This window comes from Streptomyces kebangsaanensis (assembly GCF_001906585.1).
In the GTDB taxonomy this organism is placed as follows: domain Bacteria; phylum Actinomycetota; class Actinomycetes; order Streptomycetales; family Streptomycetaceae; genus Streptomyces; species Streptomyces kebangsaanensis.
Map to the genome: position 1 here is coordinate 117,261 of NZ_JUJA01000040.1, position 13,008 is coordinate 130,268.

Consider the following 13,008-nt stretch of genomic DNA (forward strand, 5'->3'; position numbering starts at 1 on the left):
GCCAGCCGGTACGCGGCCTCCGCGCTGCCGCTGCCGGCCGCCCACCGCAGGTGCCGCTCGGCCTCCCCCTCGTCCCCCGCGCGCAGCCGGGCGATGCCCACCTGCAGCGCCGCCTCCGTGTGCCCGGCGGCCGCCGCCCGCTCGTACCAGCGCAGGGCCTCGGGCTCCAGCTCCCGCCCGGCGTAGAGAATCCCCAGGTTGAACGCGGCGTCGACGCTGCCGGCCTCGGCCGCCTTGGAGAACCACGGCTCGGCGCCCCCGGTGTCCCCGACCTGCAGCAGCAGCACGGCCAGCGCGTTCGCCGCCTCCCGGTGCCCGGCGTAGGCCGCGCGCCGGTACCACTGCTCGGCCTGCGCGGTCCGGCCCTGCTCGGCGCAGAGCAGCCCGAGGTTGTAGGCGCCGTTGACGTCGCCCGCGTCCATCGCGGCCCGGTACCACCGCTCGGCGGTCTGCGTCTCGCCGCGCTCGGCGTGCAGCGCGCCCAGCGCGTTCGCCGCGTTGCCGTCGCCGTCCTGCGCGGCCCGCAGCCACCACACGGCGGCGCTCTCGGTGTCGCCGGCGTCCCGCAGCAGGAAGCCGAGCGCGCAGGCGGCCCGCGTCTCGCCGTCCTTGGCGGAGGTCAGGTACCAGCGTCCGGCCTCCTGGAGATCGCCGCGTCTCTCCAGGATCGCACCGAGGTGCAGCGCGGCCCGGCGGTGTCCGCGCGCGGCGGCCTGCCGGTACCACTGCTCGGCCTCGGCCATGAGGCCCGCGCCCTTGCCGCCGGCGGACTCCCGCGCGGCCCGCCGGTCCAGCGCCCGCGCCAGCCGGTACTCGGCCTCCCGGTGGCCCCGCTCGGCGGCGGCCCGCATCCAGCGCTCGGCCCCGGCGTCCCCGCGGTGCTCCAGCAGGTCGGCCAGCGCGTAGGCGCCGAGGACGTGCCCCTGCTCGGCGGACTGGCGCAGCCAGTACTCGGCGGCGGGCTCGTCGCCGCGCTCGCGGTGGTGGCGCCCGAGCGCGTGCGCGGCCGGCGCGGATCCGGCGACGGCGGCGATCCGCCACCATCCGGCGGCCTCGTCGGCGTATCCGCGCTGGTGGAGGAGGACTCCCAGGTTGTTGGCGGCGGCGCGGTCACCGGCCGCGGTGGCTGCCCGCAGATGGGGTTCGGCTCCGTCGGGATCGCCGCGGCGCAGCAGCATGGCCCCGAGGACGCTCATGGCCTCGACGTCTCCCGACTCCGCGGCGAGGCGGCGGCGCGCCAGCTCCGCGACCTCGTCGGCGGCCGCCCCGCTCTCGTCCCGGGTCTCGTCCCGGCCGTAGCTTCCGGTCTCCTCGGGTCCGCTCTCCTCGGGATCGGAAGCCCGTACAAATCGTCCTGTCTCGAACAGAGTTGCCTTGTCCCCCATAACGTTCATCGTCGCACCACCTGCAACCTGGGTACACCTGGTATACCGCAGCCAGTGAGGTCACTTCAGCGTTTTGTCGACATGCCCACAGAGAGACAAGTCAAACACAGATCGCCCAACTCCCCACGGCGGCACGGCCGCAGGGCATGTCGGCACATGCGTTCGTACACCGCGAGGGGCCCGGATCCGTGGCACGGATCCGGGCCCCTCGGCTCGGTCGGAGCGATCAGCCGCCGGTGGAGCCGGCGCTGGGACTGGCGCTCGGACTCCGGTCCGGCGTCGGCTTGTTGTCGCCGCTGTCGGCGTTCTTGCCGCTGCCGCCGGTCTTCTCCGCCTGCGCCTGCGCGTCCTCGGCCCGCTTCAGCGCGTCCTGGAGGTCCTTCTGCGCCTGGCCGTACGCCTGCCAGTCGCCGTCCTTCAGGGCGGCCTGTCCGTCGTCGAAGGCCTTCTGGGCGTCCTTCAGCGCCTGCTGGACCGTCGGGTTGCCGCTCGACGGCGGCGGGGTCTCGCCGGTCCCGGTGTCCGCGGGCGGCGGAGGCGTCGCGCCCGCCGCGCCGAAGATCTTGTCCAGGGCTTCGCCGAGGGTGTTCTCGAACGCGGTGACGCCGTCGTAGGACACCAGCACCTTCCGCATCAGCGGGTACTTCAGCTGCCCACCGCGCACGTAGACCGGTTCCACGTAGAGCAGTCCGCCGTCCAGCGGGACGGTCAGCAGGTTGCCGTACTCGATCTCCGAGTCACCGCCTCTGATGAGCCGGACGAACTCGGCGATGTTCTGCTGCGAGTTGGAGTTGAACTGGCTCTGCACCTGCTTGGGGCCGCCGACCGTGGTGCTCGTCGGCAGCTTCAGGATCCTGATCTGGCCGTAGCCCGGCGTGCCCGCCTCGGCGTCGACCGCCATGAAGGCGCTCAGGTTGTCCCGGCCCGTCGGCGTGAACGTCGTCGTCAGCGAGAACGCCTGGGAATCCTGCTCGGGCATCTTCATGGTCAGGTAGTACGGCGGCACCGCGTTGCCCGACTTGTTGGTCGGGTCGTCCGGCACCTGCCACACCTCGCTGCCGCTGAGGAAGGTCTGCGCGTCCTGCACGTGGTAGCGGGTGAGCAGCTCGCGCTGGACCTTGAACAGGTCCTGCGGGTACCGCAGGTGGTCCATCAGATTCGGCGAGATGCTCTTCTTGGACTCGACCGTGCCGGGGAACGCCTTCATCCAGGTCTTCAGGACCGGGTCCTCGGTGTCCCACTGGTACAGCTTGACCTCGCCGCTGTAGGCGTCGACGGTCGCCTTCACCGAGTTGCGGATGTAGTTGACCTGGTTCTGCTGGGCCACCACCGCGCGCTGGCTGTTGTTGTACGTCAGCGAGTCGGCCGTGGTGTCGCCCAGGGTCGTACGGGAGGCGTACGGGTAGCCGTTCGTCGTCGTGTAGGCGTCGACGATCCACTGGATGCGGCCGTCGACCACCGCCGGGTAGGCGTCGCCGTCGATGGTCAGCCAGGGCGCCACCGCCTCGACGCGCTCCTTGGGCGTGCGGTTGTACAGGATCCGCGAGCCGTCGCCGATCGCACCGGAGTAGAGGATCTGCGGCTCGCCGAACGCCATCGCGTACGCGGCCCGGTTGACCGGGTTGGAGAGGCTGACGCCGCTGTCGCCCCGGTAGCTGGTGGTCTTCTCACCGCTGTCGTCGGAGTAGTCGACCTCCTTCTGGGGGCCGCCGACGATCGAGTACGTGGTGGTCTTCTCGCCGTAGTAGACCCGCTGTTCGTACTTCCCCAGCTGGCCGGTGGAGGGAAGGTCGGACTCGGTGAAGGACGGCTGGCCGTTGCCGTCGGCCTCGGTGCCCTTGGCCGCGACGACGCCGTAGCCGTGGGTGTAGCGGAAGTGGTTGTTGATCCAGTTCTTCTTCGGGATGCCGTCGAGGTTCAGCTCGCGCAGACCGATGACCGTGTCCTGGACCTTGCCGTCCTTGCCCTTGTAGCGGTCTACGTCCAGATTGGTCGGGAATCCGTAGAAGTTCCGGATCTGCTGGAGTTGCTGGAACGTCGGCGAGACGACGTTCGGGTCCAGTATGCGGATGCTCGCGGCCTTCTCGACCTCGTCGCGCAGCGTCGACTTGTCCTTGGTCTTGCTGATGCCGTCGTATCCGGACACCTTGGTGTCGTCGATGCCGTACGCCTCACGCGTCGCCTTGATGTTCTTCGCGACGTACGGCGCTTCCTTGGCCTGCTCGTTGGGCTGGACCTGGAACTTCTGCACGATCGCCGGGTACAGGCCGCCGATGAGGATGGCCGAGAACACCATCAGGCCGAAGCCGATGACCGGCAGCTGCCAGGTGCGCCGCCACAGGGTGGCGAAGAACAGCAGCGCGCAGATGACCGCGATGCAGAACAGGATCGTCTTGGCCGGCAGGTAGGCATGGGCGTCGACGTACCTCAGGCCCGTCCAGTTGCCGGTCGCCTTGAAGTCGCTGGACTTCACCGCCAGTCCGTACCGGTCCAGCCAGTACGCCACCGCCTTCAGCGTCACGAAGACGCCGAGGAGCACCGACAGGTGCCCGGTCGCCGCGGCCGTGGCACGCGCGCCGGGGCTGGTGACGCGCAGCCCGCCGTACAGGTAGTGGGTGAGCGCCGCGGCGATCAGGGACAGGATCGCGGCGGCGAAGCCGAAGCCCAGCAGGAACCGGTACCAGGGCAGGTCGAAGGCGTAGAAGGAGACGTCCAGGTTGAACTGCGGGTCCCGCTTGCCGAACGACACGCCGTTGACCCACATCAGCCAGGTCCGCCACTGGCTCGCGGCGGAGGCTCCGGCGATCAGCCCGACCAGCGCCGTGATGCCGAGCAGCAGCCACTTCTTGTACGGCGCGATGCCCATCCGGTAGCGGTCCAGGCTCTGCTGCTCCATCGACATGGCGCTCAGCGGCGGCCGCAGCCGGTGCGCGAGCCAGATGTTGAGTCCGACCGCGCCCGCCATCAGCAGGCCGAAGACGAAGAACAGGCCGATCTTGGTCCACAGGGTGGTGGTGAACACGGACGAGTAGTGCACCGACCGGTACCACAGCCAGTCCGTCCAGAAGCCCGCGAACATGGCGAACGCCATGCCGAGGGCGGCTAGGACGCCCAGTGTCATGAGCAGGGTCCTGGCACGCCGGGACGGGCGGCCCACTCTCATCCGCGGCCCTGTCGGGCCTCCGCCGCGGTCCGGCATCTGGAAAGCCAAGGGTGTGCACCTCGAAATTCGCTGGTGGTCAGGTTTCGTTGCGTCAGGCCCCGTGTTCATGGACCGTACGGTGCGCCCCCGTCTCCGTGGGCCCACACTTATGCAACTTACTCACCGTTTACTCAGTTCCCGATTCCGGTCAGGAACGAGGCAGGATTGTGACCATGTCCAACACTCCCATGGCAGCGAGCCCGCTCACCCGGGCCGTACTCGAGATCGACGAGTACGCCTCCGGCCTCGGCTGGGACCAGCCCGCTCGCCTCTTCGCCCTCGTAGACACCGCACGGCTGCGGGCCCAGGAACCCGCCCTCGCGGCCCAGCTCGGCCTGGAGGACGAGCAGGGGACCTCCGGTCTCACCCCGATCGAGCAGGACGAGATTCCGGCGGACCGGCCGCTCGACGAGTTCCTCGGCACGATCGCCTGGCCCGACGCGGTGACCGGCTGCGCACTGACCGTGGAACGCCTGATGCTGCCGCCGTCCGCCGAGGCGCAGGTCCCCGAGGGGCTGGACGGGGCGAAGCTGGCGAAGTGGGTGGCGGGCCATCCCGAGCGCCAGGAGGTCCGCATGACGGTGGCGGTTCTGCGTGACGGCGCCCGGGAGTCGGCCCTGCGGCTGCGCGGGAAGGACTCCGCGACGGAGGTCCTCACGGGCGCGGACCTGGTGCCGGGCCTGGCGGAGGCGCTGGCGGCGACGTTCGAGGACTGACGGCGCTCGAGGGCTGACACCGCCCGTCAGCCCTTGACCGTGCACTTCGGCAGGTCGGCGGTGTTGCCGGCGCGGATGTCCTTCAGGGCGGCGAGGGCGTCGCTCATGGTGTTCACCTTCACGAGGGTGAGCCCCGAGGGGGTGTCCTTGGCGGCGGACGCGCAGTTGTCGGCGGGGGTCAGGAAGAACCGGGCGCCCTTGTCGCGCGCGCCGACGGTCTTCATCTCGATGCCGCCGATCGGGCCGACCTTGCCGTTGTCGTCGATCGTCCCGGTGCCGGCCACGAACGTGCCGCCGGTCAGGCTGCCCGGGGTGAGCTTGTCGTAGATGCCGAGGGCGAACATCAGTCCGGCGCTCGGTCCGCCGACGTCGGCGAGCTTGATGTCGACCGTGAACGGGAAGGTGTGGTCGGTCCCGGCGGAGATCCCGACGATGGCACGCCTGGCGCCGGCGTCGGTGGACCGCGCCGTGGTGATGGTCACATTCTCGGTGACGGTCGCCGTCCTGTGCTCCTTCTCGGCGGCGGCCTGCTCCTTGGCGGGCACGATCGTGAAGACGACGTTCTGCCCCGGCTTGTGCCTGGTGACCAGCTCGGCGACGTCGGAGGGCTGCTTGACCGCCGTGCCGTCGACGGCCTTGATGACATCGCCCGCGTGCAGCTTGCCCTGGGCGGGGGTGCCCTTGACGACCGTGGAGACGATCACCCAGGACTGCACCGGGATGCCGAGCTCCTTCAGGGCGGCGACCTTGGCGCTCTCCTGGGACTGGGTGAACTCCTCGGCGTTCTCCTGCGTCGACTGCTCCTCCGTCTTGCCGTTGGGGTAGAGCGTGTCGTGCGGGACGATCTTGTTGTCGTGTGCCAGCCAGCCGTAGACGGCCTCGACGAGGTTCATCCGGTAGTCGGCGCTGGTGACCCGGACGGTGGTCATGTTGAGGTGGCCGTCCGTCGGGTAGGTCTTGCGGCCCGAGATCTGCAGCACCGGCTCGCCGTTGTGCTCGCCGAGAGTGTTGACCGTCGGCCCCGGGGACATCTCCGAGTACGGCACGGGAAGGAAGACCCCCGCGCACAGAAGCGCGATCAGCATCAGGGTGGAGGCGAGCATCGTCGCGGTGCGGCGTGGCATGACTCGACAGTACGGGACGCGCCCGTCAACACACCGTCAGGGCGGCCCGTCTCACGTACCGGAGTGCGACCTCTCCATGGCCTCGCGGAACCGGGCGTATCCGTCCAGCTCTGGACCGTCGCTGCGCGCCTTGCGGGTCCGGTTCGCCCAGCTACCCCAGAGTCCCGCACCTATCGCAGCCACAAACGGAATCAGCAACCAGGCGAGAGCCGCCATGCCGACCTCCCAACCCCAAATGAGCGAGGGCAACTGACTGATCAGCAGATTAACCATCCGCAGTGACAACGCTCACGCCAGGGGTCCGGTTACGCAACCGGAGCTACGGCGAAGGGGTGGAAGGCGTTCGGATTCGACGCGGGGGTCGGCAGGCACGTGCGAGTCACCGGGCCCCACCCGCCCTCCCGTCGCCCGGCCACCACCCCTCGACGACGGCGCTACGCGCCGACCCGCCCTCCCGTCGCCCGGCCACCACCCCTCGACGACGGCGCTACGCGCCGACCCATTCCTCCGTGCCGTCGGAGAACTTCTGGTGCTTCCAGATCGGCACCTCGTGCTTGAGGTCGTCGATCAGCTTCCGGCAGGCCTCGAACGCCTCGCCCCGGTGCGGACACGACACCCCGACGACGACGGCGAGGTCCCCGACCTTCAGCTCCCCCACGCGGTGCACGGCCGCCAGCGCGCGTACCGGGTACTCGGCGACGACCTTCTCGGCGATCCGCCGCATCTCCGCCTCCGCGCTGGGGTGACAGGAGTACGCGAGCTCATCGACGTCGGCACCCCCGTCATGGTTCCGCACGGTCCCCACGAACAGCGCGGTCCCACCGGCGGCATCGTCCCCCAGGGCCCTGAACACCTCGTCCACGGAGAGCGGGGCCTCCCTGACACCGATCAGCTTGACGGGCTCGTCGGCGGCGTACTCGCCGGGGTGATCGCTGGTGACTGCCATGGCTCCATCCTGCCGCACGCGCTCCCGCGGCCGCCCTCAGATCCGCCGCCGCGCCTTCCGGGCCCGCCGTACGACCGCCGCCGCGCCCAGCAGCGCCACCGTCGCCCCCGCGGCCCCCGCCGCCGTCGCGTCCTTGCGCCCCAGCCGCCGCCCGGCGACCGTGTGCCGCCCGGACACCTCCTCCAGCAGCTCCGCGAGAACCTCCTCGTTCGTCCACTTCGGCCGCCACCCGGCGTCGTGCAGCCGGCTCCCGCTCACCACCCACGGGTACATCGTGTAGGCCAGGTCCCCCGCCGGAGACGGCGTGAGCCCGATCCGGTGCAGCCGCGCGGCAGCACCCAGCGCGACCGCCGACGGCAGCTCCATCCGCCGGATCCCGCTGAGCTCCTCGACCTCCTCCTGCTCCAGCCACCCGTCGCACCCCACGGCCAGCTCCCCGTCGACCTTCTCCAGCACGGCGTACTCCAGCGCACCGCACAGGTCCTCCACGTGGCAGAACTGCCACGCGGGCCGCGACCCGGCCACGACAAGCAGCCGAGGCGACTCGAAGTACCTGGTCAGCGCGGTGTCCGTGCCTCCGACCAGCACGGCCGGCCGTACCACGGTGACGTTCAGCCCCGGGTGGGCCCGCGGCGCGCGCCGCGCCAGCCGTTCGATCTCCAGCAGGTCCCCGACCCCGGTCGCCTCGGCGGTCGCCCGCAGCTCCGCGTCCTCCGACAGCGGCAGCTCGTTGTCCGGCAGCGCCCCGTACACCATCGCGGAGGTGCACAGCACCACGCGGTGCACCCCGGCCGCCGCGGCCGCGGTCAGCACGGTCTGCGTCCCCCGGACGTTGTAGGCCGTACGGGCTGCGGCGTCGGTCTCCAGGTCGAGGTCGAGCGCCAGGTGCACCACGACGTCCGCGCCGCGCAGCTTGTCCGCGATCGCCGGGTCCCGCACGTCGAGGATGTGCCACCGCGCCGCCGCGCACTCCCCGCGCCGCTCGTCGATGGCGATGACCTGCCTGACCTCGTCGGACTCGGCCAGCCGCTCGGTGAGCAGCGCGCCGACCCCGCTCGCGGCTCCGGTGACCGCGACGACGGGCCCCCGGACGGCGGGAGTGTTTTCATGGTTTCGCGCTGCGCGAACCTGCGGATCTGGGGAACTCACCGGGCGTCTCCAGAGGTTGTGTTCCATACGGGCGCGAAGGACGCGTACGTACCAGGTGGCATCCATCCTGCCGCAGGCGTTCTGTCGGCGAAGCACCGAGGCTCGAACGGTCCCGGGTGTCTACGCTGGGTGGTGTTGTCGGGCAGCCGCGCCGCCGGAGAGAACCGGTGGCCCTACCAGCCGAGGAACCCCGTGAGTGACACCCCATTCGGATTCGGCCTTCCGCCGGAGGAGCCGGACGACGGCGACGAGGGCAAGAAGAAGGACCAGCAGAGCGGTGGTGGGCAGGGACCGGCCAACCCGTTCGGTTTCGGACTGCCCGGTGCCGGAGGCTTTGGCGGCCCCGGCGCCGACAATCCGCTCGCAGCCATGTTCGGTTCGCTGAACCCCACCGACCTGGGCGCCGCGTTCCAGCAGCTCGGCCAGATGCTCTCCTACGAGGGCGGCCCGGTGAACTGGGACATGGCCAAGCAGATCGCCCGCCAGACGGTCGCCCAGGGCACCCCGGACGGCACGAAGGACGCGAGCGTCGGCCCCGCCGAGCGCACCGCGGTCCAGGACGCCGTCCGCCTGGCCGACCTGTGGCTGGACGACGTGACGTCCCTGCCGTCGGGCGCCGGCTCCGCGGTGGCGTGGTCCCGCGCGGAGTGGGTCGAGGCGACCCTGCCGGCCTGGCAGGAACTCGTCGACCCGGTCGCCGAGCGCGTCGGCACCGCCATGGGCGACGTGCTGCCGGAGGAGATGCAGGCCATGGCCGGCCCGCTGATCGGCATGATGCGCTCCATGGGCGGCGCCATGTTCGGCACGCAGATCGGGCAGGCCGTCGGCGTGCTGGCCGGCGAGGTCGTCGGCTCCACCGACATCGGACTGCCGCTCGGCCCGGCCGGCCGGGCCGCGCTGCTGCCGGTGAACATCGAGACGTTCGGCAAGGACCTGGGCGTGTCCAAGGACGAGGTGCGGCTGTACCTCGCGCTGCGCGAGGCCGCCCACCAGCGCCTGTTCACGCACGTGCCGTGGCTGCGCTCGCACCTCTTCGGCGCGGTCGACGGGTACGCGCGCGGGATCAAGGTCGACACAGCGAAGCTGGAGGACGTGGTCGGCCAGTTCGACCCGCAGAACCCCGAGCAACTGCAGGACGCCCTGCAGCAGGGCATGTTCCAGCCGGAGGACACCCCCGAGCAGAAGGCCGCCCTGGCCCGCCTGGAGACCGCTCTGGCGCTCGTGGAGGGCTGGGTGGACGCCGTGGTGCACGCGGCCGCGAAGCCACGCCTGTCGTCCGCGGACGCGCTGCGCGAGACGCTGCGCCGCCGCCGTGCCTCGGGCGGCCCGGCCGAGCAGACGTTCGCCACACTGATCGGCCTGGAGCTGCGCCCGCGCCGGCTGCGCGACGCCTCCCGCCTGTGGGCCTCGCTCACCGACGCGCGCGGGGTCGATGGCCGCGACGCCCTGTGGGCCCACCCGGACATGCTGCCCACGGCCGCCGACCTGGACGATCCGGACGGCTTCGTGCACCGCGAGCACATGGACTTCTCCGAGCTGGACAGGATGCTCGGCGAGGCGGCGGGCGGATCCGCGCCCAAGCCGGACCTGCGGAAGAAGGACGAGAGGGCCGAGGACGACAAGGGCGACGAGACCGAGTGAGCCTGTACGACGACGCGGTCCTCGTACTGAAGAGGTACGAGGACCAGGCCGAGCTGCGCCAGGTTTACCTGGACCACCTGGCGACGCATCCGGACGGCATGTGGAAGGCCTGCGGGGACGGACACATCACGGCGAGCGCGCTGGTGATCGACCCGGAGCGCGGCCGAGTGCTGCTGACCCTCCACAAGAAGATGCGCATGTGGCTGCAGATGGGCGGCCACTGCGAGCCGGCCGACGCCACGCTGGAGGCCGCCGCCCTGCGCGAGGCGACGGAGGAGTCGGGCGTCCGGGCGCTGGCCCTGCTGCCCGGCGGTCCGGTCCGCCTGGACCGCCACCACACCCCGTGCGCGTGGCATCTCGACGTCCAGTACGCCGCCGTCGCCGCGCCCGGGGCCGTGGAGTCGATCAGCGACGAGTCCCTGGACCTGCGCTGGTTCGCCTACGACGAGGTGGCCGGCGTGGCCGACGAGTCGGTCGTACGGCTGCTGGAGGCGACGCGCGCCAGGCTCTGACGGTGCAGGGGGCGACCGCCTTCGCGGTCGCCCCCCGCCTTGTCCCGGCTCAGCTCCAGGCGTTCCCCTGGTTCTGCCCCCGCGCCCCCTGCCCGCCCATGCCGAACTGTGCGGCGAGCCCCTGCCCGATCACCGCGTTCTGCGGCGGCAGCAGCTCGCTGGGCTGGACGAGCGCGTAGCCGCTGCCCATGAAGCTGAGCTCCCAGCCCTCGCCGGTGTTGCCGCGGCGGCGCCAGACCCCGGAGGCGTGGGTCTGGGCCTGCATCTGCACCCGCAGGGCGGTGGACCAGGCGACGATCGCGTCGGCGTCGCAGTTGACGTACTTGTCGGGTGTCACCTGCATCAGCAGCGGCGCGCCCGAGGTCATCAGGGCGACCCGGCCGTGGCCGGTGATGTTCAGCTGGTACTTCCCCGAGCCGGAGATGCCGTACATGCTGTCGACGGCGACGACCTCGTGGTGCAGCGTGGAGTCCATCGCCAGCACGTAGCTGCTGTCGACGGTCAGACCGTCCTGGTCGACGTCCATGATGTGCACGTACTGGGCGAGGTTGGCGAGGTAGACCGTGCCCTGCCCGTGGCAGCGCATCAGGTCCAGGCCCTCGCCGGTGTACGCACGCGCGTGTGCCTGACCGCCGGTCCGGTACTCGGCGTCGAACTCGATCAGGCCCTGGTAGGCGACCATCGTCCCCTTGCGGGCGAGGATGTCGTCGTGGCCCTCCAGGGTGACGCGCAGCATCTGCTTGTTCTGCAGGCTCCAGCGCTCCTGGGTCTGGGCCTCGTCGAAGGCGAAAAGCGGGCTCTGCATGGTGTTCTGTCTCCCCCTCAGCCGCGGAACCGGAGGCGGTCGGTGCTGTCCTCGCTGGGCTGTACGACGACGATGCCCTGGCCGGAGAAGGCCATCTGGTAGGCCTCGCCGCTGCCCCGGCCGATCAGGGACTGCGCCTTGAAGCTGCGCTTGCCCTTCACCTTCAGGTTCGGCGACCAGGCGACGAGCGCGTCCGGGTCGACGTAGGTCTCGTTCTCGCCGTCGCCGCAGTCGACGACGATNGGCTCGCCCCGGGAGGTCAGCGCGACCCAGCCCTGTCCGGAGATCCTCGTGTTCCACAGCCCCTGCCCGGCGAACTTCGCCAGCCCCTTGACCCGCTCGACGCCCCAGGTCAGGTCGGCGTCGAAGGCCAGCAGGTTGGTGGCGTTGACGGAGATCGCGTCACCGGCCAGGTTGATCACGACGACGTTGGCGCCGTAGTCGGCGAGGTAGAGCAGTCCGTCACCGGAGCACTTCATCAGCGGGGCGCCCTCGCCGGTGATCCAGTCGCGCGCGATCTGGCGCACGGCGGAGGGGCTGGGCTCGTACTGGATGAAGCCCTCGTAGGCGACCATCGACCCCACGCGCGCGAAGAGGTCGTTTCCGGTCTGCATGGCGACCTTCAGCATGTGGCTGCCGTGGTTCTCCATGCGGGCGGTGACGGGTGCGGGGGCGTAGCCCGCGAGCGGCTGGTTCATGACGGGCTCCCTTCAGACCTCGTAGGGCTGGACGACGACGAAGTTGCCGGGGGCGGCCCGGAACTGGAGGTTGACGCCCTCTCCGGTGTCGCCCGGGTAGGCGTGGTGGCGCATGCGCACCTGGCTGGAGACGATCACCTGGGCGGCGGCCGACCAGGCGACGACGGCGTTGGAGTCGACGAACGTCGTCGGTGTCACGGGCAGGACGACGGGCGTGCCGTGCGTCTTGACGACGACCGTGCCGGTGCCCTGGAACTGCATGGTGAACAGGGCGCCGCCGGGGATGCCGTGTCCCTCGATGCGGCGGACCTCGTACTGCAAGCCCTCGTCGAAGGCGAGGACGTTCTCGGCGGAGACGCAGATGGCGTCGCCCTGGAGCTCGACGGGGTGCAGGTGGGTGGCGTCCTCGGCGAAGAACACCTGGCCCCGGCCGGTACAGCGCATCAGCTGCATCTCCTGGCCGGTGACGTTGCCCGTGATCCGGCCCGCGAAGCCGGCGCCCTTGTAACTGAAGTCGACCTTGCCCTGGTAGAGCACCATGCTGCCCTGCCGGGCCAGTACCGGCCGGCCTTCCACGCCGAGGTCGGCGCGGATCAGCTTGCTGTTCTGCAGGGTCCAGCGCTGACCGGTGGGCGTCTCCTTGTAGGGGTTCAGCGCTCCGGCCACGCCGGTGGCCTGGGGAGCGCCCTGCGGGACGCCGTGGGGCGCGGCCTGACCGGGAGGCGGCTGGTGTCCGTATCCGGGGGGTGCGGGGGGCCGGCCGTAGCCGGGCGGCGGGGGCGGGGCCTGCGGCGCCCGGGGCTGGGCGTAACCGGGGGGCACGGGCGGGG

The 13,008-nt window shown here is 71.0% G+C and carries 11 protein-coding genes and 1 pseudogene; 3 read left to right on the forward strand and 9 right to left on the reverse strand.

All coding sequences use genetic code 11. From position 1 onward, the window contains the following. Both RH94_RS05885 and RH94_RS05890 read right to left on the reverse strand, forming a co-directional pair. Window positions 1–1,394 (reverse strand): tetratricopeptide repeat protein (locus tag RH94_RS05885; protein ID WP_234425555.1); only part of this gene is annotated, 1,394 nt, incomplete at its 3' end. Window positions 1,395–1,611: 217 nt separating this feature from the next. After that, window positions 1,612–4,584: a UPF0182 family membrane protein gene (locus RH94_RS05890; protein WP_073946585.1), complete on the reverse strand. Its 2,973-nt coding sequence runs from the start codon at window positions 4,582–4,584 to the stop codon at window positions 1,612–1,614. A 176-nt stretch (window positions 4,585–4,760) separates the two neighbouring features. Here RH94_RS05890 and RH94_RS05895 point away from each other — a divergent pair, with 176 nt between their 5' ends. After that, window positions 4,761–5,303, forward strand: a complete 543-nt coding sequence (locus RH94_RS05895; protein WP_073946601.1) for a PPA1309 family protein — start codon at window positions 4,761–4,763, stop codon at window positions 5,301–5,303. Between the two features lie 26 nt (window positions 5,304–5,329). Here RH94_RS05895 and RH94_RS05900 read toward each other — a convergent pair whose 3' ends face one another. The 3 genes from RH94_RS05900 to RH94_RS05915 all read right to left on the reverse strand — a co-directional run bounded on the left by RH94_RS05900 (window position 5,330) and on the right by RH94_RS05915 (window position 8,522). Further along, window positions 5,330–6,427: a YlbL family protein gene (locus RH94_RS05900; RefSeq protein ID WP_199880874.1), complete on the reverse strand. Its 1,098-nt coding sequence runs from the start codon at window positions 6,425–6,427 to the stop codon at window positions 5,330–5,332. Window positions 6,428–6,914: 487 nt separating this feature from the next. Beyond that, window positions 6,915–7,373: a molybdenum cofactor biosynthesis protein MoaE gene (locus RH94_RS05910; protein WP_073946587.1), complete on the reverse strand. Its 459-nt coding sequence runs from the start codon at window positions 7,371–7,373 to the stop codon at window positions 6,915–6,917. 36 nt (window positions 7,374–7,409) lie between these two features. Further along, complete coding sequence (locus RH94_RS05915) at window positions 7,410–8,522, reverse strand: SDR family oxidoreductase (RefSeq protein WP_073946603.1); 1,113 nt, start codon at window positions 8,520–8,522, stop codon at window positions 7,410–7,412. Between the two features lie 192 nt (window positions 8,523–8,714). On the opposite strand from RH94_RS05915, the gene RH94_RS05920 reads away from it, so the two are divergent. Together RH94_RS05920 and RH94_RS05925 are read left to right on the forward strand one after the other, a co-directional pair. Continuing rightward, a complete protein-coding gene (locus RH94_RS05920; RefSeq protein WP_073946588.1) occupies window positions 8,715–10,163 on the forward strand; it encodes a zinc-dependent metalloprotease in 1,449 nt (482 codons plus the stop codon). Then, window positions 10,160–10,675: an NUDIX hydrolase gene (locus RH94_RS05925; protein ID WP_073946589.1), complete on the forward strand. Its 516-nt coding sequence runs from the start codon at window positions 10,160–10,162 to the stop codon at window positions 10,673–10,675. The genes RH94_RS05920 and RH94_RS05925 overlap by 4 nt, the downstream gene beginning before the upstream one ends. Window positions 10,676–10,724: 49 nt before the next feature. Here the strand turns inward: RH94_RS05925 and RH94_RS05930 are convergent, their stop codons facing one another. From RH94_RS05930 to RH94_RS05940, 4 genes and pseudogenes are all read right to left on the reverse strand, one after another. Continuing rightward, window positions 10,725–11,480 (reverse strand): AIM24 family protein, encoded by a 756-nt coding sequence (locus tag RH94_RS05930; RefSeq protein ID WP_073946590.1) that lies wholly within the window; start codon window positions 11,478–11,480, stop codon window positions 10,725–10,727. Between the two features lie 17 nt (window positions 11,481–11,497). Then, window positions 11,498–11,722, reverse strand: a 225-nt coding sequence (locus tag RH94_RS42500; protein ID WP_234425556.1) for an AIM24 family protein, incomplete at its 5' end; no start/stop codon positions are given. A gap of 1 nt (window position 11,723) precedes the next feature. Further along, window positions 11,724–12,178: pseudogene (locus RH94_RS05935) on the reverse strand (AIM24 family protein); the annotation flags it as partial. Window positions 12,179–12,190: 12 nt separating this feature from the next. Continuing rightward, window positions 12,191–13,008, reverse strand: an 818-nt coding sequence (locus tag RH94_RS05940) for an AIM24 family protein (protein ID WP_143203965.1), incomplete at its 5' end; no start/stop codon positions are given.

Coding starts and splice junctions, on each gene's coding strand:
- RH94_RS05910 (WP_073946587.1), bottom strand. CDS start 7,373: ATGGCAGTCACCAGCGATCACCCCGGCGAGTACGCCGCCGACGAGCCC.
- RH94_RS05900 (WP_199880874.1), bottom strand. CDS start 6,427: ATGCCACGCCGCACCGCGACGATGCTCGCCTCCACCCTGATGCTGATC.
- RH94_RS05890 (WP_073946585.1), bottom strand. CDS start 4,584: ATGCCGGACCGCGGCGGAGGCCCGACAGGGCCGCGGATGAGAGTGGGC.
- RH94_RS05930 (WP_073946590.1), bottom strand. CDS start 11,480: ATGCAGAGCCCGCTTTTCGCCTTCGACGAGGCCCAGACCCAGGAGCGC.
- RH94_RS05895 (WP_073946601.1), top strand. CDS start 4,761: ATGTCCAACACTCCCATGGCAGCGAGCCCGCTCACCCGGGCCGTACTC.